Genomic DNA, 26,247 nt, shown 5'->3' with positions numbered 1-26,247 from the left:
GACATATTTAGACTACTCTAGATACTTTTCTGATATGATTATAGGAATTAGAATTTAGGAAGTGTTATGTCTACGCAAAACAGTATAAAGTGTCCCAACTGCGGAACCAAAATTGATATTGATGAGATATTTTACCATCAGATAGAAGAGAAGTTCAAACAACAGCATTTAGCAGACCAGAAAAAGCTTCAACATGAAATCGAAGCCAAACGTAAAGAGTACAAAGCTCATCTTGATATGCTTAAAGCGAAAGAAGATGCGCTTAAAGAAGAGAAAGAGAAGTTTGATGAAGAACTGCATAAAGCAACGAAAGAACAGCTCAAAATTGAACGTACAAAGCTCATGGATGAACTTAAACGTGAACTGGTAGAGGAACAGCGTGAGTCAGTAGCACTACTGCAAAAAGAGCTTGAAGAGAAATCTAAGCAAGTCCAAGAACTCAATGCTTCAAAAGCAATGATAGAAAAACTTAAACGTGAAAAAGATGAGATCGCATCGGCGGCAAAGGTCGAGGCTCAGAAGGCTTTAAGTGAAGAATTAAAGCTTGAAAAAGAGAAGTTGGCAAAACAGGCAATGGAAATGAAAGAGCTGGCCCTCAAAGAAGCAAAAGAGGCAAGTGAGCTTGAGTTAAAAGCCAAAGATGAGAAGATAGCACAGATGGCAAAGAGTATTGAAGATGCCAAAAGAAAATCCGAGCAGGGATCGATGCAGATACAAGGAGAGGCATTGGAACTTCTTATTGAGTCCTGGCTCTCTTCCCAGTTTCCTTTTGATACGGTAGATGAGGTAAAAAAAGGCGCCTTTGGTGCAGACTGTATACAGACCATACACACCAGGGAATTGCAAAACTGTGGGACCATCTGTTATGAGAGTAAAAATACCAAAGCATGGAGTGATACTTGGGTCAGTAAGCTTAAGCAGGATATGCTCAAGGTCAATGCAGACCTGGGCGTTCTTGTGACATCGGTTTATCCTAATGGAATGGATAGGATGGGCTTTGTGGATGGTATCTGGGTGTGCAGTCTTGATGAATTTAAAGGTTCAGCATCCCTTCTGCGGGAAAGCCTGATACGTGTACATTTGAGCGTACAAAAAGAGGAGAATAAAAGTGATAAGATGACGCTCCTCTACAACTACTTGACAGGTAACGAATTTAGTATGCAACTTAAAGCTATCGTAGATGGATTTATGTCGATGCAACAAGAACTGGATAAGGAACGCCGCTCTCTTATGGCAAGCTGGAAACGCCGTCAGAAACTTATAGACGGTGTCCTTCAGAACACTACAGAGATGTATGGTTCACTACAGGGGATTGCTGGGGCCGGAGCGCTGGGAAATATTGAGGCATTGGAGTTACCTGAAGAGATTGAGAATGAATAAAAATAGTATCATTTGAGATTATGGGAGCGTTCCATACCATCAAAGAACACTATAGACAGATATTTTTGATCTCTCATGTGAGTGAGATCAAGGAGATGTTTGAGAGGCTTATGGAACTGTAAGTTCCAATTAAAAACACATAAATTCAATGAAATAAGCTACAAGTTTTTAAATTCATTTGGGTTTATGTTTTCATGATAAAACCTTCTATATAGAACATTTTATAAGGTTTTCTCACGAAGAGAATAGATTTATGGCTCGCAAACGTCGCTATAGTGGATAACCTTATAAAATATGTTAGATTATAAGGTTTTAAAAAACTACATTTTTGATCAAATTGATTTCTACTTTATATAATTGATATAATATATAATATTTAAAAGGCTGAGGTTAATGAAAAAATCATTAATAGTTTTTTGTACATTATTTGTATTATTACTTAGTGGATGTTACCGTTTCCCTGATCCAACCCCAGAAATATCCTCTTCAGATACAAAAAATCAAAAGACTTTGGCTAAACTATCTGAACTAAAAAAAGCATGTCTCGAAAAGGATTCTGTTGCTTGCTACAAGCTGGGTGATTTTTATCGTACTTCTGCCTGCAATAAAACGAAGAATTTTCCTTATGACAAATTCAAATATAAAGATACTCCCGGTTTTGATTATTATAAAGCACATAGCTATTATAGCCAAGCGTGCTGGTTAGGATATAGCCCTGGATGCATTAAACGTGCTGAACACTATTTGAGAAATGTTCCATTAGGGAAATCATACGCTTCTTATAACCATGCAAGAAGAGCCCTTATTGATGCTTGTGATTTCTATAAGGATGTTGAAGGATGTGAAGCACTTTGTTCTTACTATCTTCATAGAGATGTTGATCATCCTAAGGCAAAAAAGTATTGTAGAAAATCCTGCAATTTAGGGGGTGGTATTTCTTGTAAGAATTTAGATCTTCTCCTATATCGTGGTCAGGGCGATATTCGGAAAGACCCACCAGAGTCTATTGAGTATTATAATAGAATTTGTAGGTTAAATGATGCATACGGATGTATGAAACTTGGTCATATGTATAGAGAGGGTAAAGGAATATCACAAGATTATTTTAAAGCCAAGGATTATTACAGTAAATCATGCAATTTAAATCATACTAATGGATGTGTGCAACTGGGAGTTTTATACAGGGAAGGTAAGGGTGTAAAACAAGATTATTCCAAAGCAATGAAATATTTTAGTGATAGTTGCAATTTAAATAACATGGTAGGGTGCCAATATTATAGGGTCACAAAGGAGAAAGGCTCTGAATATTTTATGAAAAGAGCAAATTAAACGATAAAACCTTATAAAATTATTTTAAAAATTGGTGTTTTGATCGAAGAAATAAAAAAAGGCATATCCCAAACTTAGGATACGCCTTGCTTTTTTTTATCCAAAATATATTAATATAATGAACTAGAGACCACCAAGAAATGCATCCCAGTGTCCAGAATTATCTGGTATTCCTGAGCCAGCTTGATCTACTGGTGCAGGGTGATGTGCCATAGCGCTTGAAGCTAAACCGATTGTTAGAAGTAAGATTGCTGTTAATTTTTTCATTATAAATCCTTTTAATTTTTTTGTAATGCTTATCTGATATTCAAATCAGAAACGCTTTATTCAAATTCAGATGAAGTATAAAATAGAAGTGTGAAACTAGTGTGAAGAGAAAACCTTATAAAATATATAAATTTATAAGGTTTTTCATTTCGACTTTTGTTCCTGAAATTTTGTAGTATATTTCACCAAATTTATCGGGAAAGTAGATATGCAAAACGCACTTTTAGCGTACTGAAAGCTTGATAGTTTGGCGATGGTTGGGGTGTTGGAGAAGTTGAGAGAAGTTTAAACTGATCCTAACCTCTCAAAGAGGTATAGTGGTAGGGTGATAATGATAGCTAAGCCGAAAAGTGTTTACTTTATAATAGTAGTTGCTATAAGCTAGTGTTTGATTCTCTTATACTCCCTTAACCATCATATTCTTTGTTTTTTCTTTGTTTCACTATACTCACTACCATTACAGCGACATAGATAATCACGATAGTTGAAATAATCATCAATAAAGTAGTCATAATTACAATCCTTTCTTTTTGTTTATTATACCCGTTGATCATTTATAGTATTGATTGGATATAGTCATGAACGAGTAATCTGCTAATTTTGCAAGGTCGTTGATCATTTCTATAGTCATAGAGATTTATTTTAATGAAGTCATATATTCCTCATAATTTTAAGAATAAAACATTTTTTGTTATGTTCAGACATTTTGGTCATAATAGAACAAATGAGAGAGGGTATAAACTCTGATCTATACTAGATATAATATTTACTAAATAAAATTGGAGTGTCGCGATATGCATATCAATGTAGTTTGTCCCCATTGTCTTAAAGTAAGCAGTGTAAAAAAGAAGGAGACATACACTACTGAACATTGTAAAGAGTGTGGAGGATCACTTTTAGAAAGTAAGCCGCTGAATGCTAATTTAGCTATATTGGATTACTTCATTCATACTTCTGATCTACCTGTTATAGTTGACTTCTGGGCACCTTGGTGTGGTCCATGCTTGACGATGGCACCTCATTTTGAAGCTGCAGCTATGGCTATGCCATTACAAGCACAGTTTTTAAAAATAAACAACGATAACGCTCAAATACAAAACCCAACTATCATTATAGTAAATATCCCTGCGGTACTTGTGTTTAAAGATGGAAAAGAGATAGATAGATTTACCGGTGCACGCAGTAGTAAGCAGATCATAAAATGGGTTGAAAAGTATCTTTAATAGTTTAAAGAAAAAATAGGTGTCAGGTGATAATGACAACCTAAAAAAGAAGATGAGAAAAGCACTCTTAGCGTACTGCAAGATTGATACTTTGGCGATGGTGAAGGTATTAAGTAGATTACATAAAAACATCATCCATTATGATCGGGATGTGATGAGTATAACTTTTCTGCATCAAGTCTATAAAAGCGTTTAAGTTCTTCATAGACATCAGGAAAATGATTTTTGAACGCTTTAGGTATCTGAAAAAAGCGCTCGCTGCATACTGCAAAAAACTCAGCTTCATTCGTGAGCGCATAGTTACCTAAAAGTATGAGCCCTTCTGAATGTTTTTGCCTCTCTTCAAGGTTTCTTAATGTCGTAAAAGCTTTAGAGAAAACTTCAGACCATTTTTGATACTTTGAAGTTTCCAAAAGAGGTGTACCGTCTGCAAGTCCATCTTCAAAGTCCAACTCATGGGCAAACTCATGGATGATGACATTCTCTTTCCCCGGCTTAGCTATGTTTAGTGCTATATCCTGCCATGAGATGACTACAGTGCCATTGGCTGATTGCCCTTCGAGGACTGATGTGCGTGTGTGGTGTATGCCATCAATCGTATGTGAGTCATCTACGATGAAGTGCTCGGGGTAGACTATAACGGTGCTGACATGGTCTTTCTCACCCAGTTCAAATCCAAGCCGCATCAGACAGGCATAAAATGCGATGGTGACTTTTATCTCATCATTGATGTTCATTTTGGCACCTACGAACTCTTTTTGATCTATGAAAAGAAGTATCATAACGTGGAGTTTTTCTTTTTGTTTGGGTGTGAGTTTCTGGTACTGTTGTATGTTTTGTAGTATGGTCACATAGGATCTTGGAAAGGGCATAGCTTTGAGTCTCTTGTATCTCCACATACGACGAAAGTAACCTACACTTTGCCAAAACAAAAAGAGCGCGATAAGTGCAAAAAGAAATTGTATGAGTAGAAGATAATAGCTCGCCATTGCCGAAAAACCTTGTAATAAAAGTGAATCACTATAAGTGTAACACTTTTAGCTTCAGGTATTTATGATGTTACACGCTATAATGTCTACGATAGTATAAAATGATGTATAAAATATTGGAGTGTTGATTTATGAATATAAATGTTGTTTGTCCCCATTGTCTTGAAGTAAGTAGTATAGAGAAAAAAGAGTCATACTCAGAAGAGAACTGTACTCAGTGTGGAGAGTCACTTTTAGACTCTAGGCCCATTGATGGGAATGCCAACATTCTAGAAAACTTCATAACAAACTCTGATCTGCCTGTGATCGTAGATTTTTGGGCACCTTGGTGTGGACCATGTATAGCCATGGCACCACATTTTGAACTAGCAGCGATGGCGATGCCGCTGCAAGCACAATTTTTGAAGATCAATAACGATGATGAACAAACCTTAGGCTCTAAGCTTCTTATAGCAAGCATTCCCGCGGTGCTTGTTTTTAAAGAGGGAAAAGAGATAGACAGATTTGTTGGAGCACGCAACAGTTCGCAAATAAAAGAGTGGGTCAAGCAATATCTTTGATGAGAAATACGTATTCATTAGGGGAAGGATGCTAGTATCTCTGACATCACTTTTACCTAATGACAATAGGGGTTATTCCAACTGTAAACATTAGCTATAATTCATTTATCAATACAAGGTCAATCTATGTCAAAACGTCCAACACTTTTACAACATTTTCGCTCTTTTGCTTACCAGAACAATATCAGAGATTTCGATACGGCTTTAGAGTACTTTACTGTGTTTGGCGGGACGGGGTGGAGTGTAGATGTTACTAAGAGTGTAGAGGCACTCATAGAGGAAAAAATACTGCGTAACTATGAACCTCTTCATAAAAGTATGACAAGGTATACACATAACAACCCTGTCTACCATATGTTGTTATCACTCGTGGCACTGGGTGTGAACCATGAGCATGAGGCCTTTAAAAAAGCTAAAGTGGGTAGAGACAGGGGTGAAGAAGCCATAGACTACCTGGAAAAGAAAAGTCTGTTAAGATTTGATCTCTCAGTGGAAAAACCTTTAAAAGAGAGTGATGGAAAGTCGGATAGAGTGTTGTTTGAACTGCCTTTTATGCGTTTTTGGTTTGCTGTGATCTCTCCCAATTATAAGAGTATTTCTAATGGTGACTTTAGTGAATTTACACAGAAATGGCATCCACTAAAAGCTAATTTTTCTATCTTGCTGAGCAATCAGTTGGTGTTAGAACTTGTAAAACAAAGCTTTGCTGAAAAGTTTGCAGATGACCCCATCGTTTCCATAGGTTCATACTATGACAAACATGTGCAGATAGAGATACTCGCTAAAAGAAAATCAGAAAAGATGTTGGCAGGTGAGTGCAAATACTCTAAAGAGGCAGCAAAAATCAACATGTTAAATTCCCTTAAAGAGAAGTGTGAAAAGGCAGAACTAGATATAACGGATTATGTACTCTTTTCTAAAAATGGATTTTCTTCTGAGCTTGAGCAGATGAAAGATGTAGACTTGACACTTTTATCTCACACACATCTAGTTTCGTTACTAGATAACTTGAGTAAAGATGACTTGTTAGTCTATACCAATAAAAAGTACTAAAGGAAAATAGATGCTCATACGAAGCGGTAAAATTCAGTTTTTATTTTGGACAGCATTCTTCTCTGTCATGCTTTATATCTGGATCGTGACGATCGGACTGCAGACATTTGTACTCCCTGATGAAAAGCCTCTTGAACTGCCTCAAGAGGTCATCTTGTTGATGTTTGTACTTTATGGTTTTTTGGCTGTTGCGTTGGTGGCGGGAACCATCATCTCTACCATGATCAACAACCGGTACTATATGAAATTCTTTGGTATTTTTATGATGGTAGGGCTTGCAACACTATTGACAACAAGAGGGGTGTTTGGCTGATCTCCAGCAAGGGAGAGGGTACTTTAGTACTCCTGCATCTCACCTTCAATATAGAGTATGGATTCTTTCAATGCTTCTATGACACTGATCTCACGCTCTTCAAGTTTTTCTTTACATAATACACGTAACTTCTCAAGATATAGGTCTAATAGTTCGTCCTGATTCATACCGTCTCCTTTGTATAGCGTATTTTGTTTAGTATAGCATCTCTACGCTTTGACTCTCTGAAAGTTATCCTTGTTAAGAAGAGCAGCTGAGCCTTTTATTTTTAAATTCTTGCGGTGTAGCCTCTGCCCATCGCTCAAATGCTGGATGTTCATCAAACGGGTTTTGGGCGATTTGAAAGAGGTCATCTACCACAGAGAAGTCACCTTTTTCAGCCGCGTCTATAGCCTCTTGAAGCATATAGTTTTTAAGCACATACTTCGGATTGGAAGAGAGCATTTGCTCTTTTCGTTCTGTTGTATCTATGGTTTTGATGCGTGCATCATATCTGTCCAGCCATGCATTCATAGGTTCATGGTAGAGCCCTGTAGAGAGAAGTGCTTTTCTATCTCCCTCATAGTGACTCAATGTTCTAAAAAAGAGCGTATAATCCACATGCAGCTGCTCCAGCATGTCCAGCATATCATCTATGAGTTCAGGGTCACCTTCTATCGTGCCTTCAAATCCAAGCTTTTTACACATGTAGTAGTGAAAATAACGTATATAGATCTTATCAAACATCGCCAGGTTCTTTTCCATCTTATCTGTATCGGTTAATGGACTAAGGGCCATTATCAGTGATTTAAGATTCCATTTGGCGATTTCGGGCTGGTTTGCAAAACTGTAGCGTCCCTCTACATCTGTTTGGTTGCATACATTTTCATGTCGGAAATCATCTAAAAAAGCATAGGGACCATAGTCTATCGTCAGCCCGGCGATAGACATATTATCCGTGTTCATAACACCGTGGTTAAAACCGACAGACATCCATTGTGCAATAAGCCTGGCTGTGATGATCAGCACATCATTAAAGAGTAGGGTATAGCGATTCTCTTTACCACTATGATGCGGAAAATTTTCCTCTATGACATAATCAGCCAATGCAGCAAGCTCTTTGAACTTTCCTTGATGGGCATAATATTCAAACGTACCAAAACGTACCCATGACGAGCTCACACGGCAGACAATCGCACCTTTTTCTATCTTGTCACGTCTCACATCATGTTCTGACCCTATCAGCCCCAAACAGAGTGTAGTTGGTATACTCAGACCATGCATCGCTTCACTCATAAGGTATTCTCTGATACTTGAACGTAGTACGGCACGTCCATCACCGTGACGCGAATACTCGGTGATCCCTGCACCCTTCAACTGCAGATGATACTTGTCGATCGTACCGATATTGATCGCTCGGCCATCACCAAGCCTAGGCACAAAATAGCCAAACTGGTGCCCGGCATAACACATGGCAAAAGGTTCTGACCCTTCAGCTATATACTCACCATTAAGAAACTTCACAAATGCTTCAGTCTGGAGTTCCGTCTCGTCAATATCGAGTACCTTAGCCACATCTGTGTTGGCATGTATAAGGTAGGGTTCTGCAAGAGGCGTTGGTGTTACTCTGTCATAACACACAGACGGCAGTTTTAAGTAGGGGTTGGTTACGTGTAATTCATTTAATTTCATATGCCCATATTAGCTGGTAAAGCTTTGAAGTCACTTATAAAGTTAAAAATAAAGGTGAGTAGAAGATATCACTGTATAAAAGTGATAGAAAGTGGTAGGTTATAACAGCATCTTAGGTATAATCTATCTATTAATCTAAAGGTTTCCTGATGGAAAAAAATCCGACACTACTACAACATTTCCGCTCTTTTTGTTACCAAAACCATGCGACTGACTTTGAACAGGCTGTAGAGTATTTTTCTGTATTTGGCGGTATGGGATGGCGTATTGACTTTTCCAGATCTATTGATGAACTGATAGAAGAAAAAGTGCTTAGAAACTACAGATACATTCATGGTGACATTGCATATATTACAAAGAGTAAACCTATCTATCATTCTCTTTTATCGGCTATAGCATCAGGTGATAGAAGAGAATTCTCTGCTTTTAAAAAAGCGAATGTAAAGAGAGAAGAGGGTGAAGAGGCGATAGACTGGCTGATTAAAAAAGACCTCTTGATCTTTGACAGATCGACAGAAAAGCCCCTGACAGAGGCAGATGCAAACTCGGATAAATTACTCTTTGTACAGCCTTTTATGCGTTTTTGGTTCGCTTGCATCTCTCCTTACTATAAAGGCATCAAAGAGGGTGACTATTCAGAGATGAAAGAACACTGGTCACGTATAAGATCAGAATTTTCAAATCTTATCTATGACCAATTGGTATTTGAAATGCTCAAAAAGAGTTTTCAAGATGCATTTGAGGGTGATCCTATCGTTGGTATCGGCGGGTATTGGGACAAGCATGTTGAGATTGACATCTTGATCAAAAGAAAGTCCGGAGAAATGATCGCAGGTATCACAAAGTACGCTAAGTCAAAAGCCAATAAGAGTGAACTTACAAAGCTCAAAGAAAAATGTGCACAGGCGCAACTGGATGTCGACAGGTTTGTCATCTTCTCTAAAAACAAATTCTCATCTGAACTCAAAAAGGAAAAAGGTGAGAAGTTGCAACTTTTTTCATTGAGAAACCTTACCGGCTTGATAGCTGATCTGAGTGAAAAAGATCTACTTGAATATACCAATAAGAAGTATTAGAAGAGAGGGGTGATTACCCTCTGATATTTAAGAAGTTCTTGGTACTGATATCATCCCAAGGCTGATTGAGTTTGACAAAATCCCTATAGCTTTTCAATACACGTTTAAAATCTTCATTTTGGGCACTTTGGGCATCCAGTACTTCACCCAGTGCTACTTTGGCTGCATCCATCATATCTTTGGGAAATGTTCGTACTTCTACATTGTCTGGAAGGTTTTGCAGTGCTTTTGCATTTTGGTATCTAAATTCATGAAGCATGTTTGCTGACATCTCTTCACTGGCTGCAGTAATAATGGCTTGATGCTCGCTACTCAGCTTTTCCCATCGGGCTTTGTTAAAAGTGATCTCCAGTATCGAACCTGGTTCATGCCAGCCTGTATAGTAGTAGGGTGCTGCTTTGGCAAAGCCCATCATGCTGTCAAGCGCAGGTCCTACCCACTCTGTTGCATCGATGGTACCGCGTTCAAGTGAGGTATAGATCTCCCCAGCAGGCAGTAGTACAGGGTTTACCCCCAGTTTTTTCATCACTTCGCCGCCCAGACCGGGGATACGCATCTTGAGGCCTTTAAGGTCCGCAAGAGAGTTGATCTCTTTTTTGAACCAGCCTCCCATTTGGGGTCCTGTAGTACCTCCTATCAATGGATAGAGGTTAAATTTACCATATAGTTCACGCCAGAGTTCATAACCGCCGCCAAACTTCATCCATGTAACCATCTCTTCGCTGGTGAGCCCCAGAGGCATACCCCCAAAGATCGAAAATGCAGGATTCTTTCCTTTCCAGTAGTAGACACCGGAATGAAATGCATCAATTTGTGCTGCGGAAGTAGAGTCAAAAACCTGAAGGGCAGGGACAAGAATGTTCTTGGCATAGACTTTGATCTCCAGTGTGCCTCCACTCAGTTCAGCACAGCGTTTGGCAAAACTGTCTACACCTGTCCCCATGATAGGAAAGTGTGCAGGCCAGGAAGTGGCGAGTTTGAGCGTTACTTTTTTCCCCCGGTTTATATTCACAGAACTGCCTTCTGTTTTTTCTTCAGCCCTATGGCATCCGTTTAGTGCTAAAGCCGTAGCACCTATGGCTGTACCGGTGATAAAGTCTCTTCTTCTCATTGCATTTTGTCCTTGAATTAATAGATAAGATAGTAACATAACACTCATTAAAGGATGTAGATTGAACTGCCATATTTGCGATAAACCAACAGCGTCATTTCAGCATGAAAAAACGGATATCACCTATTACTATTGTGAGGCTTGCCAGTACATCTTTAAATCACCTGAATACTACCAGGATCTCAGTACCCAAAAAGAACGATACAACCTTCATGAAAATGATGAAAATGATACAGGATACCAGGCGTATTTCCAGCGATTTATCGATTTTATACTTCCTTTAGTGAACCAACCGAAAAGAGCGCTTGATTTTGGTTGTGGCAGAAGCTCTTTGCTCGCTTCACTACTTACAAAAGAAGGTATAGCGTGTGACTACTATGACCCTATCTATCATCCCGACACCTTAGAGGAGAAGAAAAAGTATGAGCTGATCGTCTCTACAGAAGTGTTTGAACACTTGCATCAGCCCAGAGAAGTATTTGAGAGTCTCCTGGAACGATTGGAAGAGGGCGGTTACCTGGCCATACAGACACAGTTTCACCCCAATGATGTAGAGGCGTTTAAAAAGTGGTATTACCATCAGGACCCGACACATATTGTCTTCTTTACTGCTCAGACTTTTAGAGTACTATGCAAAAAGTATGGTGTTGAAGTTATCGCTGATAACGGGAAAAATATGGTGTTGATGAGAAAAGCTTTACACTCACAGTCACTGCAAGTGTAAAAAAGTGTTAGAAGAGTGAGTACTCTTCTTGTATCGTATGTAACATACTTTTGTCTGCATTGTAGATGAATGCATAGTTATAGTGGATATTTTTGAGTAGCTCCTGCAGCTCTTCTTTTGTTGCAAACCAATACGGGTGGTCAATGCCGGGTACTTTGGTCTTAGGCGGTGTCATAACCACACTTTTGACCCACATATTACTTCTCATGACATATTCTCTTGCTTTGGTGATATCTGAGAGGTTGTCAGTAAATATTGCCACCTTATCACTCTTGCTTGCTTGTGTGCTTTTGAGTTTTCCATCTATAAATACCGGTGTAAAGTGTTTCGTATACTTTAGACGCTCCACTGAGTAGGTAAGTTCATGTGAGTCACAAAAGTCTATCACACGAAGGAGATACTCTAAATGGAATGGGATCAGCTCTTTTTCCTGATAGACAAATCCGCCTACCTTGAATGTCGTTCTAAAGAGTGTATCAAATACGGCATATCCATCCACCTCTTTATTAAGTTTAGGAATGTCAGGTTTGATAAGTTCTAGAAGTTCCTTGTCCGTTCCAACAAAAAGCGAACTTTCAGTGTTCAGAATCTGTTCAAAGGCCTTTCTCCAGTCATTTGATATGAAGGTAATGTTGGTCTTGTGCACAAGTATCATCTTCAAAAAGGTCATTTCATGTTCTGAAAGCAGATAGAATTCTGCTTCTTTTCTAATGATCACATAACGGATGAGTTTCATGGCTGCAAGCTGCAGATCTGAGACTTTGATCCAGGCTATTTCATCATCCTTTTTTACGATATTGTCATCGGCATAAACGATGGCATAGGCACCATTTGCGATGGCTTGGTCTATCTCTTCCTGATTTGAAGAGAAGAAAAGATCACCATGCTCTACTTTTGAATAGTAGACCGTTGCAGCCTCTATAGACTGGACCTTTGGAATATTCGTGAGTGTTCCCTCTGTGAGGTTTACAATATCTTCAATTTTCATACTTAACCTATAGGTGTTCCAGAAGTTTTCGGCTTCTCTGGACGTATCATACATAGACCATTCTCATCTTTGGCTGCAAGAAGCATACCTTCACTCTTGAGACCCATGAGTTTAGCTGGTTTAAGGTTCGCAACAACACAGACTTGTGTGTTGAGCATATCTTCAGCACTATACCACTCTTTGATACCTGCAACAACCTGTCTAGGCGCATCTTCACCGATATCGACTTGCAGTAAAAGAAGTTTTTTACTCTTTGGTACTTCCTCTGCTTTTACAACCGTACCGACTTTGAGAGAAGTTTGGAAGAATTGGTCTATTCCTATCAATGCGATACCTTCTTCCTTCTTTTCTTCTTTAGGCGCTTCTTTTTTAGGTGCTTTCTCTTTCTCTTTGACATCAACAGGCTCTGCTTGTTCCAGTAAAGGCTCTTCTATACGAGGGAAAAGAGGGTCGATCTTTTCGAGTGTAAATGTTTCAAGAAGTTTGGTATCTTTTACCATACTGTTCCATGAAGCATTGTCTATAGTGAAGTGAAGGGCATTAGAGATCTTTTTACACACCTCAGGCATGACAGGAGAAAGCATGATCGACACTTTTGCAAGTATTGCCGCTATGAGTCCGTTAAGGGCCATCGCTTCTTCTTCTCTGCCTTCTTTCATCAATGTCCATGGCTGGTACATATCTATGGCTTTGTTCGCTACCGTGAGTGGTCTCCAAAGCTCTTCAAGGTATCTGTGTATCTGCATATCAAAAAGCAGTGGTTCCAAAGTGTCTAAAGCGGCATGGACTTCATCAAGTTCTGCCTGATAGTATTTGGATACATGTGCAGAGTCTACGGTACCGTTAAAGTATTTACCGCTCATTCCTATAAGACGGTTGAGCAGGTTTCCAAGGTCATTACCAAGGTCGGAATTGATACGGTCAATGAGCGCTTTTTGGCTAAAGTCACCGTCACCGCCGAATGGCACTTCTCTAAGCATAAAGTAACGGAAGTTGTCCAGTCCATAGGCATTTGCCACTTCTCTAGGGTTGACCACGTTCCCTTTGGACTTACTCATCTTCTCACCATCTCTTGTCCACCAACCATGTGCAGCAATGTGTGTCGGAAGAGGCAGGTCAAGGCTCATAAGAAATGCCGGCCAGTAGATGGCATGGAAACGTAAAATATCTTTACCTATAAGTTGCACACGTGCCGGCCAGTAGTCCATGTTCGCTTCATCTGTACCATACCCCAGTGCTGTGACATAGTTCATCAGTGCATCAAGCCATACATACATCACGTGTTTAGGGTCATCCATCTCTTCTGGAAGTTTCACACCCCAGTCAAAACTTGTACGAGTAATGGAAAGATCCTGTAGTCCGCCTTCAACAAAACGGATCACTTCATTTCTTTTACTCTTAGGTAAAATGAAATTAGGGTGTTCTTCATAGTATTGAAGCAGTCTGTCCTCATATTTTGAGAGTTTGAAAAAGTAACTCTCTTCTTCTACTATAGTCGTGCTTTTACCACATTCTGGACAAAATTCATCATCAACCAATTGTATGGCAGGGAAGAAGGTTTCACATGATATACAGTAGTGACCCTTATAGGTGTCTTTGTAGATATCACCATTTTCATGCATGATTGAAAAGGCTTTTTGAACACCTTTCATGTGGTCTGCGTCTGTAGTTCTGATAAATTTATCATAAGAGATGTCAAAATCATCCCAAAGGTTTTTAAAAGTAGCTGAGATCTCATCTGCATAAGCTTGGGTCGATTTTCCTCTTGCTTTTGCAGCTTCTTCTATTTTCTGACCGTGTTCATCCGTACCGGTAAGAAAAAAAGTATCCAATCCTGACATACGCGAGTAACGTGCAAGTGTGTCTGCAATGATGGTTGTATACGCATGACCGATATGGGCAATGTCGTTAACGTAGTAGATCGGAGTAGTAATGTAAGATTTTTTGTGACATGACATAGTATGTAGTTCCTTAAACAAATGAGTTTGTAGAGTAAAATTTGAATAAATATTCTAGCCAAATAGTGCTGTAATATGGATGATATTATAAAATAATATATCTAATGCTATAATAACCGTATGGAATAGAATGGGAGAGGGAAGATCTAAAAGGACAAGCATGGATAAAGATCCAACTGAAATATTAGATATCAAGAGCTTTTCAAAGAAAAAGACCTATAGTGCCGAAGAAAAACAACTCATTATGGATAGGTTGAATGAAGAAAGATTGATCCACCAAAGAGCAGAAGAGGAGCTCAAAGGTCAAAAAAGATCATTCACGGAAGAAGAAAAAAAGAAGATCTTAGACAAACTCAATGAAAAAAGACTCAGTACCCAAAAACGTGAAGAGATCAAAAAGAAACGGCTTCACAATAAAAAGCGTTATAAGATCGGAAATAAAGAGTTCTATAAATTTAGAAATATGGAACGGGAATATTATATAGAAGTTGCGGATTGTGATAAGATAACAACAAGACCAAGTATTGTCACACTCTATTATAAATCTATCAGTGAATTTGAAATAAAAAAGAAAGATGTGCTCATTAAAACTGAAATATATTCAGATAAGTTCTTTATCTCATATGAGATTCATCGTGTCTATTTTAAAGGGTATGCTTTAGAAGATGAGAAGTAAAAAGAAGCAATGTATTATGTGTATATCGTAAAGTGTGCAGACGAGACACTTTATACGGGCATTGCCACAGAACTGGAACGCAGGATCGATGAGCACAACGGTTCGGACAAAGGGGCAAAATACACACGCGTAAGAAGACCCGTTAACTTGGTTTATAGTGAAGAATATGCAGATAGAAGTTCAGCCTCTAAACGTGAGTATGAGATCAAGAAGAAGATGAGCAGGGCAGAGAAGTTGAAGCTGATAGCTTCATCTTAGAACTCAAATCCTCCACCTGAACCTTTGCTCATACTGTCATAGACAGCCTGTACGTAGCTGTCACGTACCTCACAATCAAGCAGTTTTTCACAGCTCATACAGCTTTTGACCTGATGCTCTGACTGACAGGCTTCCAACTCGGATTTTTTCTGCTTCAGGGCGATCTGCCACTCATCGAGTATTTGATCTGACATTATACTTTCATCCCGTAGGCTTCTTTGAGTTTGTTTATTTCATAATTGGAACCGAAAAAACAAGGGCTTGTATCATGCGGATGAGCTGGTATCAATTCCATCAGTCGCACCCCTTCATTACTGATCGCCTGACCGCCAGCCTGTTCATACATGAAGGCAAAAGGGATCACTTCAAAAAGTTGTCTGAGTTTGCCATTTGGTTTGTCTGATGTCCCAGGGTATGAGAAGATCCCGCCACCCTTTAAAAGTATCTGGTGAAGGTCCGGTACCATACCGCCAGAGTATCTAAGACGGTACCCCTCAGCAAAAAGACCATCTACAAATGTTTTATGGACTTTGCTCCAGTTCTGTTGTGTTCCGCCAGGCGCATTGAGTTTTCCTTTTTCATCCAATGAGATCTCGGAGATAAAGTTGAAAAGACCTTCCTGTGCTCTGTAATGTTTGGGTTTGGCATCTCTTGTTGCTGTCACAAGTTCAATACGCGGACCATAGACAACATAGGCAGAAGCTACAAGATTTTCAGCTTTCAGTTCACCTTCATAAATACCGAAGATAGACCCTACAGAGAGGTTGACATCTGCAAGACTTGAACCATCCAAAGGGTCATAACAGATCGTATATTTTCCTTCATCATGCAATGCCAAGACACCCTCTTTCTCCTCACTCACCAAAGCTTTGACAATCGAGACATTTTTAAAAGCCTCTTCTACAATATAGTCGCTTTTTACATCCAGCTTCAGTTGATCTTCACCCGATGTATTTTCTGTGTCACTATATCCCAGGTCTTCTGTTTTAATGGCGTGGTCTATTTTGATCGCAATTTTTTCAATGGTTTCAAATATGGTTAACATCTCTTATCCTCTTTTACTTTATAGTTGTTTTGCATGGGCATGGATCCACTCTATGATCTGATCTGTGTTATTTAGATCCAGTATATCGATACTCTCTGGTATCGTATAGGTTGCCATATCGATCGTATCATCAATCGCTATGGCTTCACTGCAGGAAAAATAACTTTCGTCGATCTTGTTTCTGAAAACAGCGATTCGCGGCAGTGGGAGTGTTTTCAGTCCTTCAACAAGTAATATATCAAAGTCATTGATCATGGCTACGATATCATCGAGTGTTTTTTCTCTCTGTGAGAAGTAGGTGGTCCGTGTAGGTGATGTAACAACAACTTCAGCACCTGTTTGTGAGAATTTATGGCTGTCTTTACCTTCTACATCAAAATGTGCTTTGTCTTTAGGGTCATTTTTCATGATGGCAACTTTACGTTCTTTTATCAATATTTTTGCAATTTTTTCTACAAGAGTGGTTTTCCCACTGTTTGAAGGACCGGTAAATGCAACAGCAACTCTTTTACTCACAGTATGATTTCCTTGAATGATGATTGAATGAATTATACATTAATCTTTATTGAATGTATGTTAAAATCCGTATGAATTACAAGGAGTACGCATGGTTAGGTCATGTTTATCGTTCATAGCCATAATGCTTCTTTTTGGCTGCACATCAAAACAAGAGACAGATTTGATCGCAAGCTATAGTGACAAAATGACCTATCATAAGCATTTACAAAAAACAGAAAAGACGCAACTCTATCAAAATAATGAGACCAAGGTCTTGTTGACTGCAACATATCTTTATACTCCGAACTTTGAAAACAATGATACCCGAGATGAAGTTTTTATCGTAGGGTTGTCTGTGGAAGATAAAGCATCAGGAGAGTTAAATGGTGAGGGAAATATCTTAACTCTAAATGGGAAAAGAGCTAAATCTATCCAAGCACTTAGCCACGAGGATGAACAGTTAAAGAAATTATCTTTTGTGACCCCTTGGAGCAGTTATTATCTCGTAACTTTTCCACATGAATCAAATAAAAAGATCACGCTTCTCTTTGAGAGTACCTTATACGGAAAAGGTGAGTTACACTTCGCCAAAGTGGCGAAATATGTATTGAGTAAAGAAGCGTTCTGATCGTAAATATCTTGGGTGTTACTTTCTGAACTTATCGGTTTCAGAAGGTGAAGCCAGCACTTTTAAGAGGGGAAAGATACGTGTGGTTACACCCAGTTTATTGAGATAGATGACATAATTTGCCAATACCTTTTTCCCATACTCTTTAGCTTCCTCATTTTCCATTTTTTCCATACTCATATAGGGTTCATAAGGACCTTTCCTAAAGTTATGCTTGTTGGTAATATGTCTTCTTGTAAAACCTATCCCTCCATTGTACGCATAGGCAATAAAAAGAGGATGATAAAGGTACTTGGTAAGATAGTCAAGATGGAAGTCTGCATACTCTATGGCTTTGTAGGGATTGAATATGTCATCATAATCTATCTTCTCACCTTTCTCTTTGGAGATATGTTCGATGAGAAATGGCATGAACTGCATCATACCCAATGCAAAGGAACGTGAGACAGAGGCCGGTACAAAGCGACTCTCTTGTCTTGCAATAGCATAGATAAGTGCTTGCCTTTCGGGAGTCATATGTTTCATGGCCTTGCGGTAAGGCATAGGAAAGTAAGACTGCGTATAGTTACATGCTTTGGCTTTGAGATAGGTATAGATTCCTATTGTCTCTTGTGATTTATGATCCTCTGCCAGGTCATCCAGATCCACACCTGAATTCATCTTCTGTTTCACTTTGGCCCAATCGATCGGATCTTCGATATCAAACCCCCAGGTACTGCTTTTCCATAGGGATTCAGTGATCGTTTTAGGGTATCTCCCGTTGATGGTATCTGCTGCCATTAAGGTATAGATATTGACATCACAGCTTTCACGTAACATTTCTAGATATTTATCCTCTTTTGTGCTCAAATAGAGCCAGAAGAGAGACTTGTCTATGTCATAGCGCTGAAGATAGTTGTTACGGGCATCCTCAAAATAATCGGCTGCCTGCTTAGGTTTTCTCTGCTGCATCAAAGCAAGACCATGTTTGAAACTTTTGTGGGCATTGCTTCTTCTTCTCCAGTTTTTGTTTGTTTCTCCGGTTGCGACTATCTTTGGAAGTTCAATCGTTGACCCGGTTCTATTTTTGTAGGCCGTTCGAAGCTTTGTATTGAGCCTGCTTGCTTCATAGATGACCTTTTTGGCTTCAGCAGCTGTGGTGGTGATCTGTGAAAGAAAACGCCAGATATAGTAATCTTTTTCTATACTTTTTGGCATCTTGTGTATCTGTTCGTAGGTGAACGTTTTTGCCTGTAGTGTGGATGTACCCATAGAGAGTACAAGCAGCAATAAAATCAAAAGAAATTTCAGGTGCATTGATTATCCGAGTACAGCACGCATCATAAAGTTATCGATCAGTTGTAGACCTAAGATCACAACCAAAGGCGAAAGATCAATACCTGAAAATACAACAAAGGGCATTTTACGTCTGATGAAGTTTAAGACAGGTTCAGTTAGACGGTAGAGTACCTGTACGATAGGATTGTAAGGATCAGGTCGTACAAAACTCAGTAATGCAGCAATGATCACTATCCAGATATAAAGGTTCAGTACAGTGTGGATCGTTTGTACAATGGCGTATATAAGTGCATTCATGATGCTACCTCCAGTAAATATGGTTTAATAAGCGGATAGATCTCGGAGAGTTCAGGTCCATGCTCTGCACCCGTCAGGATGAGTCTCAGCGGTGTAAAGAAATCTTCTCCTTCCAGTCCGCTCTCTTTCAGAATGTGTGCTTTAAATGCGTTAAAGTCATTGATCATAGGAGCATTTTGGATGATATCTTCCATCGTGTGCATCTGGGCACTCCATTTACCTTCAAAATTCTTAGGTGCAAAGATCGGTTTGATCTTTGATTCAAGTTCGTTAATGGTACATACTTCCTGAAGGTAGAGTTTGGCGAGTTTTCCGATATCTGCATCTGCAAAGCCAAAGAGTGTAGAAAGACGTTTGTCATCCATCTGCTTAAGGTGTTCTGCGTTGATAGAACGGAGTGTGTCTATGTCAAATATTACAGGTGACTTGGAAAGTCTACTCAAGTCAAACCATTTTAATGCCTCAGGCATGGTGAAGATCTCTGATGGTGTTTGATTGCCAAGCAGTATCAGGTAGTTAGCGATCGCATCGGGAATGAATCCATGTTCAAATAGCCACTTGACCGAGCCGGCATCATCATTTGTACTCATTTTCTTACCCTCGGCATTAAGAATCATAGGCAGATGTGTATAGTCTGCCTGCTGCTCATATCCAAGGAGCGTTTTGATATGTATTTGTTTAGGAGTGTTTGAGAGTTGATCTTCACTACGGATGACGAGGCTGATCCCTGAGATCATATCATCACAGGCACAGGCAAAGTCATAGGTTGGTGTACCGTCAGCATTTAAAATGACAAAAGAGTCTACTTCATCGGCTGGAGTTTCGATATCCCCCTTGATCAGGTCGTGAGTGATGATAGGTGCATCCGGAGCCTTGATACGCACGACAAACGGTATTTTCTCTTCTTTGAGCTTATGAAGCTCTTCCGCACCCATAGCAGAGCACCGACCACTGTAGCGGTAAGGTACCTTGTTATGTTTTGCCTCTTCTTGCTCTTCATTAAGCTGCTCAGGGGTACAGGTACAGATGAACGCTTTTTTCTCTTCAAGGAGTCTGATCGCCAGTGTCTGGTGTATATGGAGGTTTTCACTTTGGTGAGAGACGCTGTCGTGAGGCAGTGCAAACTTCTCAATGATATCCATGATCTCCGTATCTTTGCCGGTAATGTTCCGTTCTTTGTCAAGGTCTTCGATACGTACAATGAAGTTGACATCTTTTTGTTTGGCTACCATGTAGTTAAACAGTGCTATACGAAGGTCTTCTATAGACATATCACCGGTCGGTGATGGGGCAAATCTAAGCATTTATCCTACTCCAAAAACTGTGCGTTTATAAGAGTGTAATTATAGTGGGTTTAATTTATAACTGTTTTAAAGAGCGATAGTATTGCTAGGCTTTTTTCTTTAGGAAACATCTCTCGTGATACAAGCTGCCATTTCTCTGAAGCTAAAACACTGTATCTAAGATGAGATAAGCTCTAATTAGATAAAATACAACTTTAAAATCAAAAGGTTTAATAAGAATGAGTGAGAGCAAAGATTTTTTACGTACGATAGTTGAAGAGGACTTAGCATCAGGCAAGTATCAAGAGATTCATACAAGATTTCCTCCGGAGCCCAATGGCTTCCCGCATATCGGACACGCCAAATCCATCGCTATAAATTTTGGTATTGCCCGTGATTATCATGGTCGCTGTAACCTTAGAATGGATGATACCAATCCAACGACAGAAGACACGAAATATGTTGAAGCACTCAAAGATGCTGTACAGTGGCTTGGGTTTGAATGGGATAATAGTGTGCGTTATACTTCTGACTATTTCCCTGAACTTTACAATTATGCTGTTGAACTGATTAAAATGGGCAAGGCATACGTTGACAGTCTTAGTGAAGAGGAGATCCGTGAATATCGCGGTACGGTCACTGAACCTGGAAAACGAAGTAAATACGCCGAGCGTTCTGTTGAAGAGAACCTGGACCTTTTGGAGAGAATGAAAAACGGTGAGTTCAAAGACGGTGAACACGTACTTAGAGCTAAGATCGATATGGCAGCAGCCAATATGAAAATGAGAGATCCGCTTTTATATCGTATCAGACATGCACATCATTATAGAGCAGGGGATAAATGGCATATTTACCCGATGTATGACTTTGGTCACTGCCTCTCTGACTATATTGAGGGGATTACACACTCTATCTGTACCTTGGAGTTTGAAAACAACCGTGATATTTATGATTGGGTACTTGATACGCTTGGGCTTAAGTCACCAAGACCGTATCAGCATGAGTTTGCAAGACTTGCAATCAACTATACAGTGATGAGTAAGAGAAAGCTTTTAGAATTAGTGAATGAAGGAAGAGTGAGCGGTTGGGATGACCCTAGAATGCCTACGATCGCGGGATATAGAAGAAGAGGGTATACACCAGAGTCTATTCTAAACTTCTGTGATCAAATAGGTATAGCCAAAGCAAACTCAACAGTAGATGTCTCACAACTTGAGTTTTGTATAAGAGATGATCTCAATACAAAAGTGCCTCGTGTCATGTGTGTACTGGACCCGCTCAAAGTCACCATTGAGAATTATGAGGGGGCAGAAGAACTCGATGCACCATACTACCCGCATGATGTGCCTAAAGAGGGTTCAAGAAAGATACCTTTTTCAAGAGAGATTTATATTGAGCGTGATGACTTTATGGAAAACCCTCCAAAAGGGTACTACCGTCTTACACCAGAACAACCGGTAAGACTTAGACATGCCTATATCATCACTTGCAAAGAAGTGATCAAAGATGCCGATGGCAATATCATAGAGATAAAAGCAGCGTATCATCCGGATTCCAAAAGTGGTGCTGATACCAGTGGTATCAAGGTGAAAAGTGCGATTCAGTGGGTTGATGTAGAGAAAGCTAAAAAAGTTGAACTGAGACTCTATGACAGACTCTTTAAAGATGAAGCGCCTGAAGGGTTGGAAGATATCAATCCAGACTCTTTAAAAGTGGTCAAAAATGCGCTTATCGAGCCTGCTGTCATCACAGACAAACCTGATGAGCGATTCCAGTTTGAAAGACAGGGGTATTTCTATGCTGATCCTATAGACTATACGGATGAAACACCGGTGTTCAATAAAATCGTTGGTCTGAAAGACTCTTGGAGCAAGAAGACCAAAGCACCTGAAAGCGCAACTAAAAATGAGCGTAAACCTCAAGCTAAAAAGGTACAAATTGATGGTGAAGTAGAGCCTATGAGTGAAGTTGAACAGGCACTGTTTGACAAGTATACGGGTGAGCTTAAACTCAATAGTATGGTTGCTGATATTTTAGCTAGAGATGAACAACTTTCATCATTTTATGAAGAGGCTTTATCTATAAACAATAGTCCTGTCACTATCGCAAATATCGTGGCCAATGAAGTAGCCAGAGAGTTTAAAGAGAAGCAGGCAGATGAACTAAGATTTGACGCAAAACAGATAGCTGAGCTTGTAAAGATGGTCGATGATGGGACTATTTCAAGTAAAATTGCCAAACAAGTATTTGAGGAGATGAGTAAGAACGGAGAAGACCCTGTACAGATCGTTGAAGCTAAAGGGCTTGTACAAATAAGCGACCCTTCACAGATTGCACCTATCATTGATGAGGTCATTGTGAAAAATCCAGATAATGTTGAAAAATTCAAAGCAGGAAATACGAAATTGTTAGGCTTTTTTGTAGGACAAGTACTCAAAGCCACAGGGGGCAAAGCAAACCCTCAAGTGGTCAATGAACTAGTGGCTGAGAAGTTGAAGTAATAAAAGAACGAAAACAACTCATTAAACACTTCTTAGTTTAAGAGGCTGTTCCCCTCGTTACACCTCGCATGAGGTGCATAAGGATGCATATGAACCATATAATTGACCTGACCATTAAACCGCAATATATCAAAAACTACAAGAACGGATACCCTTTGATCTCAAAAGAGTTTATAGTCGATTGGGACAAACTAAAAACAGAAGGAACGATCGTTAACCTACTTGATGATAGAAAAAAGTTTATCGCTAAAGGGTATTACGGTATCCAAAACAAAGGGCATGGTTGGATACTCTCCTGTAACAAAGAGGAAAAGATTGATGTTGCGTATTTCAGTAAGAAGATAAAAGCGGCTCTCCAATACCGAAACGATCTCTACAATGATAAAAACACTACAGCGTTCAGGGTATTTAACGGTGAAGGCGATGGTGTAGGTGGCTTAACGATAGATTATTTTGACGGCTTCTATCTGGTGACTTGGTACAGTTTAGGTATCTATGCATTCAGAGGGGTAATCTTGGAAGCATTGAAGTCTCAAGTAGCATATAAAGGGATCTATCAGAAAAAAAGATTTGATGCCAAAGGCAAATACCTTGATGACTCTGATGATTTTGTGTGTGGCGAGAGAGGTGAATTCCCTTTAGTCGTGAAAGAGAATGGTGCAAAATTCGCTATCTATCTGGATGACGGGCCTATGGTCGGGGTATTTTTAGACCAAAGGGAAGTGAGAAAAAAAATTCGTGATTGCTATGCCAAAGGGAAAACGGTACTGAATACCTTCTCTTACACCGGTGCCTTTTCTGTGTTTGCCGCTTTGGGCGGTGCAACCAAGACCACCAGTGTGGACCTGGCCAAAAGAAGCCGCAGTAAAACACAAGAACAGTTTATGCTCAACAACATCGATGTGAATGCACATGATATCATCGTTGAAGATGTCTTCAATTACTTTAAGTATGCTGTCAAGAAAGAATTATTATTCGACATCGTGGTATTGGACCCGCCTAGTTTTGCAAGGTCAAAAAAACATACCTTCTCTGTGGCAAAAGACTATGTCAAACTGCTTAAAGAGGCGATACAGATAACAAATAAGGATGGGGTGATCGTTGCATCGACGAATTATGCGAACTTGAAGATGGGTAAATTCAAAGAGTTTATAGACAAGGCATTTAAAGAGTTGGGAGGAAAGTACAAGATAGAACATACGTTTTCTCTACCCAAGGATTTCAGGGTCATGGAAAAATTTAAAGAGGGAGATTATCTGAAAGTAGTATTCATCAGAAAGGTAGTTTGAATACACTAATGTTGTCAAAATAATGCCTTTTAATAATTTTATGTTATTATAATAACCCAAAATTAGAATTAAAACGAGTACAAAAGAGTGTGTCTTATCAATATCAAGGATAAAAGATGCAAAAAACAATTTTTTTAGTACTTTTTTCTTATCTTTCCCTTCTCTATGGAGAAGTACAGTTAAAGGTACTGGACCTTTCAGACTCACACTATGAAATCGGTGAATCGATGCTTGAGTATGAGGATACGACTGCGAAGATGACATTATCCGAGATACGCCGTCTTCCTTCCAAAGATTTTATACCACTCAATAAACCTGTAGCAAGCCATCCCTTTACAAATTCAGCATTTTGGTATCAGTTCAAAGTGATCAATAAAGAAGAGACACCACTATCCAGACTGATCATCTTTGAACCGGCCTGGCTTGACTCCGTGACCTTCACTGTCATATCTTCAAAAGGAGAAGTCAAGACCTATCAGGGCGGGAATACCTATCCTTATTCAAAAAGAGCACTCGATCACTATCTTATCAATTTCGAACCACTGTTTGAACCGGGTATTTCTACCGTTTATCTTCAAGTGAAAACAAGAGATCCTTTTATTGTTGCGATGTCTGTCATGGATAAAGCAGCATTTTTAGCCGAACAGGTTGATGCGTCGATGTATATCGGTTTGGTGTATGGTGGTATTGTTGCCATGCTCTTCTATAATCTTTTTCTCTATTTTGGTGTGAAAGCCCGTTATTATGCTTATTATGTACTCTTCCTGGTTGCCTTTTTTGCGATGAATGCTTCTTATAACGGCTATACTTTTATGTACCTCTTCCCTCATTGGCCTACTGTGCAAAATTGGGCACAGTCTACATCGATCTATTTTTATGTGGTGGCCGCACTGCTTTTTGCAAAATCATTTTTAAACTTTGTGAAATACCATCATACCTTGTACATCATCACAACGATTCTGATCTTTGGTATTGTCGGGGTTGCAGTGCTCTCAGCTATGATCGGTGGCTATCATTATCATGTGATGCTTGCTATCATATCAATACTTTTGATCAGTGTCTATCTCTTTGGTATCGCACTGTATAGTCTACTCACGGGTAATCATTCAGCTCGATTTTTTCTTCTTGGTACTGCCAGTGGTCTGATCGGTGCTTTTATTACTGCGCTGACGGTCATGTCTTATATTCCGTATACCTATCTGACCTATAAGGCCAATGATTTTGGTATGTATATCGATGTGATTCTACTCTCTATGGCACTGGCTGATCGTATGAAAATGACACAGGAGAAAAGGCTCATCGCTGAAAAAGAGGCAAAAACAGATATCTTAACAGGACTCTATAACCGCAGAGCCTATTATGAGATCTCACATAAAGAGTTTAACCGTCTCTTACGGCACAATAGATGTCTATCGATCATTATGTTTGATATCGACCATTTTAAAGAGATCAATGATACGTATGGACATGACGCAGGAGACAATGTATTGAAAGCAGTAGCAAATATCGTAAAAGGTGTGATCAGGGAATATGATTATGCTTTTAGAATGGGCGGTGATGAGTTTTTGGTTTTATTGCCTGAAACCAATGAGAAACAAGCCTTGTTCCTTGCTGAACGTATCAGAAAAAGAGTAGCCAATAAAAAGTTCATGGAGAAGGATGAGAAGTTCTACATTACGGCCAGTTTTGGTATCAGCCAATATAACCACATTGAAAGAAGCATAGAGACCATTGTAAGAAGAGCCGATAAAGCCCTTTACCATGTGAAAGAGAGCGGCAGGAATAGGGTGAAAGCATTAGATAAATTTATCAGGGTGTGAGTGTAGCAAAAGGAACTTTCTACACTCTGAGA

General features: G+C 39.4%; 27 protein-coding genes. 14 read left to right on the top strand and 13 right to left on the bottom strand.

Going from position 1 to position 26,247, the window contains the following annotated elements; all coding sequences use genetic code 11:
• The first annotated feature begins 66 nt into the window (after window positions 1-66).
• Together SULAR_RS04370 and SULAR_RS04365 are read left to right on the top strand one after the other, a co-directional pair.
• Window positions 67-1,380 (top strand): DUF2130 domain-containing protein, encoded by a 1,314-nt coding sequence (locus SULAR_RS04370; RefSeq protein WP_008243404.1) that lies wholly within the window; start codon window positions 67-69, stop codon window positions 1,378-1,380.
• 393 nt (window positions 1,381-1,773) lie between these two features.
• A complete protein-coding gene (locus tag SULAR_RS04365; RefSeq protein ID WP_008243400.1) occupies window positions 1,774-2,709 on the top strand; it encodes a tetratricopeptide repeat protein in 936 nt (311 codons plus the stop codon).
• 123 nt (window positions 2,710-2,832) lie between these two features.
• Here the strand turns inward: SULAR_RS04365 and SULAR_RS11125 are convergent, their stop codons facing one another.
• Window positions 2,833-2,976 (bottom strand): hypothetical protein, encoded by a 144-nt coding sequence (locus tag SULAR_RS11125; protein WP_155993683.1) that lies wholly within the window; start codon window positions 2,974-2,976, stop codon window positions 2,833-2,835.
• Window positions 2,977-3,770: 794 nt separating this feature from the next.
• Here SULAR_RS11125 and SULAR_RS04360 point away from each other — a divergent pair.
• The gene (locus SULAR_RS04360; protein ID WP_008243398.1) at window positions 3,771-4,199 is read left to right on the top strand and encodes a thioredoxin domain-containing protein; all 429 of its coding nucleotides are present in this window, start codon (window positions 3,771-3,773) and stop codon (window positions 4,197-4,199) included.
• Between the two features lie 131 nt (window positions 4,200-4,330).
• Here SULAR_RS04360 and SULAR_RS04355 read toward each other — a convergent pair whose 3' ends face one another.
• Window positions 4,331-5,188 carry a zinc-dependent peptidase gene (locus SULAR_RS04355; RefSeq protein WP_008243395.1) on the bottom strand — a complete coding sequence of 286 codons (858 nt, stop codon included), beginning with the start codon at window positions 5,186-5,188 and terminating at the stop codon, window positions 4,331-4,333.
• 131 nt (window positions 5,189-5,319) lie between these two features.
• On the opposite strand from SULAR_RS04355, the gene trxC reads away from it, so the two are divergent.
• From trxC to SULAR_RS04340, 3 genes are all read left to right on the top strand, one after another.
• Window positions 5,320-5,748 carry a thioredoxin TrxC gene (gene trxC, locus SULAR_RS04350; RefSeq protein ID WP_008243393.1) on the top strand — a complete coding sequence of 143 codons (429 nt, stop codon included), beginning with the start codon at window positions 5,320-5,322 and terminating at the stop codon, window positions 5,746-5,748.
• Window positions 5,749-5,874: 126 nt separating this feature from the next.
• Complete coding sequence (locus SULAR_RS04345; protein ID WP_008243386.1) at window positions 5,875-6,801, top strand: DUF234 domain-containing protein; 927 nt, start codon at window positions 5,875-5,877, stop codon at window positions 6,799-6,801.
• A gap of 10 nt (window positions 6,802-6,811) precedes the next feature.
• A complete protein-coding gene (locus SULAR_RS04340) occupies window positions 6,812-7,114 on the top strand; it encodes a hypothetical protein (protein WP_008243384.1) in 303 nt (100 codons plus the stop codon).
• Between the two features lie 23 nt (window positions 7,115-7,137).
• On the opposite strand, the gene SULAR_RS11120 is transcribed toward SULAR_RS04340, so the two are convergent.
• Both SULAR_RS11120 and SULAR_RS04335 read right to left on the bottom strand, forming a co-directional pair.
• Window positions 7,138-7,281 carry a hypothetical protein gene (locus SULAR_RS11120; RefSeq protein ID WP_155993765.1) on the bottom strand — a complete coding sequence of 48 codons (144 nt, stop codon included), beginning with the start codon at window positions 7,279-7,281 and terminating at the stop codon, window positions 7,138-7,140.
• A gap of 73 nt (window positions 7,282-7,354) precedes the next feature.
• Window positions 7,355-8,785 (bottom strand): YdiU family protein, encoded by a 1,431-nt coding sequence (locus SULAR_RS04335; protein ID WP_008243382.1) that lies wholly within the window; start codon window positions 8,783-8,785, stop codon window positions 7,355-7,357.
• 149 nt (window positions 8,786-8,934) lie between these two features.
• Here SULAR_RS04335 and SULAR_RS04330 point away from each other — a divergent pair, with 149 nt between their 5' ends.
• The gene (locus tag SULAR_RS04330) at window positions 8,935-9,861 is read left to right on the top strand and encodes a DUF234 domain-containing protein (protein WP_008243380.1); all 927 of its coding nucleotides are present in this window, start codon (window positions 8,935-8,937) and stop codon (window positions 9,859-9,861) included.
• A 13-nt stretch (window positions 9,862-9,874) separates the two neighbouring features.
• On the opposite strand, the gene SULAR_RS04325 is transcribed toward SULAR_RS04330, so the two are convergent.
• Window positions 9,875-10,972 (bottom strand): TRAP transporter substrate-binding protein, encoded by a 1,098-nt coding sequence (locus SULAR_RS04325; protein ID WP_008243377.1) that lies wholly within the window; start codon window positions 10,970-10,972, stop codon window positions 9,875-9,877.
• Window positions 10,973-11,033: 61 nt separating this feature from the next.
• Here SULAR_RS04325 and SULAR_RS04320 point away from each other — a divergent pair, with 61 nt between their 5' ends.
• Window positions 11,034-11,696, top strand: a complete 663-nt coding sequence (locus tag SULAR_RS04320) for a class I SAM-dependent methyltransferase (protein WP_008243376.1) — start codon at window positions 11,034-11,036, stop codon at window positions 11,694-11,696.
• 7 nt (window positions 11,697-11,703) lie between these two features.
• Here SULAR_RS04320 and SULAR_RS04315 read toward each other — a convergent pair whose 3' ends face one another.
• A complete protein-coding gene (locus SULAR_RS04315; protein WP_008243373.1) occupies window positions 11,704-12,684 on the bottom strand; it encodes a hypothetical protein in 981 nt (326 codons plus the stop codon).
• Between the two features lie 2 nt (window positions 12,685-12,686).
• Window positions 12,687-14,642, bottom strand: a complete 1,956-nt coding sequence (gene metG, locus SULAR_RS04310) for a methionine--tRNA ligase (protein WP_008243372.1) — start codon at window positions 14,640-14,642, stop codon at window positions 12,687-12,689.
• A 160-nt stretch (window positions 14,643-14,802) separates the two neighbouring features.
• Here metG and SULAR_RS04305 point away from each other — a divergent pair, with 160 nt between their 5' ends.
• Together SULAR_RS04305 and SULAR_RS04300 are read left to right on the top strand one after the other, a co-directional pair.
• Window positions 14,803-15,318, top strand: a complete 516-nt coding sequence (locus SULAR_RS04305; RefSeq protein ID WP_008243370.1) for a hypothetical protein — start codon at window positions 14,803-14,805, stop codon at window positions 15,316-15,318.
• Between the two features lie 9 nt (window positions 15,319-15,327).
• Window positions 15,328-15,576 (top strand): GIY-YIG nuclease family protein, encoded by a 249-nt coding sequence (locus SULAR_RS04300; protein ID WP_008243368.1) that lies wholly within the window; start codon window positions 15,328-15,330, stop codon window positions 15,574-15,576.
• On the opposite strand, the gene SULAR_RS04295 is transcribed toward SULAR_RS04300, so the two are convergent.
• The 3 genes from SULAR_RS04295 to mobB are packed head-to-tail and all read right to left on the bottom strand — an operon-like array spanning window position 15,573 to window position 17,137.
• Window positions 15,573-15,770, bottom strand: coding sequence for a hypothetical protein (locus tag SULAR_RS04295; protein WP_008243367.1), 198 nt, complete (start codon window positions 15,768-15,770; stop codon window positions 15,573-15,575). The genes SULAR_RS04300 and SULAR_RS04295 overlap by 4 nt on opposite strands.
• Entirely contained in the window at window positions 15,770-16,621 is an 852-nt protein-coding gene (locus SULAR_RS04290; protein WP_008243365.1) for a class 1 fructose-bisphosphatase, read from the bottom strand. Before SULAR_RS04290 ends, SULAR_RS04295 begins: the two co-directional genes overlap by 1 nt.
• A gap of 18 nt (window positions 16,622-16,639) precedes the next feature.
• On the bottom strand, window positions 16,640-17,137 hold the full coding sequence (mobB, locus tag SULAR_RS04285; RefSeq protein ID WP_008243364.1) for a molybdopterin-guanine dinucleotide biosynthesis protein B: 498 nt from the start codon (window positions 17,135-17,137) through the stop codon (window positions 16,640-16,642).
• A gap of 91 nt (window positions 17,138-17,228) precedes the next feature.
• Here mobB and SULAR_RS10900 point away from each other — a divergent pair, with 91 nt between their 5' ends.
• The gene (locus SULAR_RS10900; RefSeq protein WP_008243363.1) at window positions 17,229-17,747 is read left to right on the top strand and encodes a hypothetical protein; all 519 of its coding nucleotides are present in this window, start codon (window positions 17,229-17,231) and stop codon (window positions 17,745-17,747) included.
• A gap of 18 nt (window positions 17,748-17,765) precedes the next feature.
• On the opposite strand, the gene SULAR_RS04275 is transcribed toward SULAR_RS10900, so the two are convergent.
• Genes SULAR_RS04275 through gltX form a run of 3 tightly spaced genes read right to left on the bottom strand, consistent with a single transcriptional unit; the run spans window position 17,766 to window position 20,626 of the window.
• Window positions 17,766-19,043 carry a transglycosylase SLT domain-containing protein gene (locus SULAR_RS04275; protein WP_008243362.1) on the bottom strand — a complete coding sequence of 426 codons (1,278 nt, stop codon included), beginning with the start codon at window positions 19,041-19,043 and terminating at the stop codon, window positions 17,766-17,768.
• Window positions 19,044-19,046: 3 nt separating this feature from the next.
• Window positions 19,047-19,322 carry a YggT family protein gene (locus SULAR_RS04270; protein ID WP_008243361.1) on the bottom strand — a complete coding sequence of 92 codons (276 nt, stop codon included), beginning with the start codon at window positions 19,320-19,322 and terminating at the stop codon, window positions 19,047-19,049.
• Window positions 19,319-20,626: a glutamate--tRNA ligase gene (gene gltX, locus SULAR_RS04265; RefSeq protein ID WP_008243359.1), complete on the bottom strand. Its 1,308-nt coding sequence runs from the start codon at window positions 20,624-20,626 to the stop codon at window positions 19,319-19,321. Before gltX ends, SULAR_RS04270 begins: the two co-directional genes overlap by 4 nt.
• 218 nt (window positions 20,627-20,844) lie before the next feature.
• Between gltX and SULAR_RS04260 the strand changes: the two genes are divergently transcribed.
• The 3 genes from SULAR_RS04260 (at window position 20,845) to SULAR_RS04250 (ending at window position 26,215) form a co-directional block, all read left to right on the top strand.
• Complete coding sequence (locus SULAR_RS04260) at window positions 20,845-23,106, top strand: glutamine--tRNA ligase/YqeY domain fusion protein (protein WP_008243357.1); 2,262 nt, start codon at window positions 20,845-20,847, stop codon at window positions 23,104-23,106.
• 89 nt (window positions 23,107-23,195) lie between these two features.
• The gene (locus tag SULAR_RS04255; protein ID WP_008243355.1) at window positions 23,196-24,395 is read left to right on the top strand and encodes a class I SAM-dependent rRNA methyltransferase; all 1,200 of its coding nucleotides are present in this window, start codon (window positions 23,196-23,198) and stop codon (window positions 24,393-24,395) included.
• 116 nt (window positions 24,396-24,511) lie between these two features.
• Complete coding sequence (locus SULAR_RS04250) at window positions 24,512-26,215, top strand: diguanylate cyclase (protein ID WP_008243353.1); 1,704 nt, start codon at window positions 24,512-24,514, stop codon at window positions 26,213-26,215.
• The last annotated feature ends 32 nt before the right edge of the window (window positions 26,216-26,247 follow it).

The organism is Sulfurovum sp. AR (assembly GCF_000296775.1).
GTDB lineage: Bacteria > Campylobacterota > Campylobacteria > Campylobacterales > Sulfurovaceae > Sulfurovum > Sulfurovum xiamenensis.
Note: the sequence above shows the minus strand (reverse complement) of the source record. Positions and strands in the feature narration are given on the sequence as shown.

Excerpts from the sequence above, each read along its gene's own strand:
- SULAR_RS04370 (WP_008243404.1), top strand. The coding sequence starts at position 67 with ATGTCTACGCAAAACAGTATAAAGTGTCCCAACTGCGGAACCAAAATT.
- SULAR_RS04365 (WP_008243400.1), top strand. The coding sequence starts at position 1,774 with ATGAAAAAATCATTAATAGTTTTTTGTACATTATTTGTATTATTACTT.
- SULAR_RS11125 (WP_155993683.1), bottom strand. The coding sequence starts at position 2,976 with ATGAAAAAATTAACAGCAATCTTACTTCTAACAATCGGTTTAGCTTCA.
- SULAR_RS04360 (WP_008243398.1), top strand. The coding sequence starts at position 3,771 with ATGCATATCAATGTAGTTTGTCCCCATTGTCTTAAAGTAAGCAGTGTA.
- SULAR_RS04355 (WP_008243395.1), bottom strand. The coding sequence starts at position 5,188 with ATGGCGAGCTATTATCTTCTACTCATACAATTTCTTTTTGCACTTATC.
- trxC (WP_008243393.1), top strand. The coding sequence starts at position 5,320 with ATGAATATAAATGTTGTTTGTCCCCATTGTCTTGAAGTAAGTAGTATA.
- SULAR_RS04345 (WP_008243386.1), top strand. The coding sequence starts at position 5,875 with ATGTCAAAACGTCCAACACTTTTACAACATTTTCGCTCTTTTGCTTAC.
- SULAR_RS04340 (WP_008243384.1), top strand. The coding sequence starts at position 6,812 with ATGCTCATACGAAGCGGTAAAATTCAGTTTTTATTTTGGACAGCATTC.
- SULAR_RS11120 (WP_155993765.1), bottom strand. The coding sequence starts at position 7,281 with ATGAATCAGGACGAACTATTAGACCTATATCTTGAGAAGTTACGTGTA.
- SULAR_RS04335 (WP_008243382.1), bottom strand. The coding sequence starts at position 8,785 with ATGAAATTAAATGAATTACACGTAACCAACCCCTACTTAAAACTGCCG.
- SULAR_RS04330 (WP_008243380.1), top strand. The coding sequence starts at position 8,935 with ATGGAAAAAAATCCGACACTACTACAACATTTCCGCTCTTTTTGTTAC.
- SULAR_RS04325 (WP_008243377.1), bottom strand. The coding sequence starts at position 10,972 with ATGAGAAGAAGAGACTTTATCACCGGTACAGCCATAGGTGCTACGGCT.
- SULAR_RS04315 (WP_008243373.1), bottom strand. The coding sequence starts at position 12,684 with ATGAAAATTGAAGATATTGTAAACCTCACAGAGGGAACACTCACGAAT.
- metG (WP_008243372.1), bottom strand. The coding sequence starts at position 14,642 with ATGTCATGTCACAAAAAATCTTACATTACTACTCCGATCTACTACGTT.
- SULAR_RS04305 (WP_008243370.1), top strand. The coding sequence starts at position 14,803 with ATGGATAAAGATCCAACTGAAATATTAGATATCAAGAGCTTTTCAAAG.
- SULAR_RS04300 (WP_008243368.1), top strand. The coding sequence starts at position 15,328 with ATGTATTATGTGTATATCGTAAAGTGTGCAGACGAGACACTTTATACG.
- SULAR_RS04295 (WP_008243367.1), bottom strand. The coding sequence starts at position 15,770 with ATGTCAGATCAAATACTCGATGAGTGGCAGATCGCCCTGAAGCAGAAA.
- SULAR_RS04290 (WP_008243365.1), bottom strand. The coding sequence starts at position 16,621 with ATGTTAACCATATTTGAAACCATTGAAAAAATTGCGATCAAAATAGAC.
- SULAR_RS10900 (WP_008243363.1), top strand. The coding sequence starts at position 17,229 with ATGGTTAGGTCATGTTTATCGTTCATAGCCATAATGCTTCTTTTTGGC.
- SULAR_RS04275 (WP_008243362.1), bottom strand. The coding sequence starts at position 19,043 with ATGCACCTGAAATTTCTTTTGATTTTATTGCTGCTTGTACTCTCTATG.
- SULAR_RS04270 (WP_008243361.1), bottom strand. The coding sequence starts at position 19,322 with ATGAATGCACTTATATACGCCATTGTACAAACGATCCACACTGTACTG.
- gltX (WP_008243359.1), bottom strand. The coding sequence starts at position 20,626 with ATGCTTAGATTTGCCCCATCACCGACCGGTGATATGTCTATAGAAGAC.
- SULAR_RS04260 (WP_008243357.1), top strand. The coding sequence starts at position 20,845 with ATGAGTGAGAGCAAAGATTTTTTACGTACGATAGTTGAAGAGGACTTA.
- SULAR_RS04255 (WP_008243355.1), top strand. The coding sequence starts at position 23,196 with ATGAACCATATAATTGACCTGACCATTAAACCGCAATATATCAAAAAC.
- SULAR_RS04250 (WP_008243353.1), top strand. The coding sequence starts at position 24,512 with ATGCAAAAAACAATTTTTTTAGTACTTTTTTCTTATCTTTCCCTTCTC.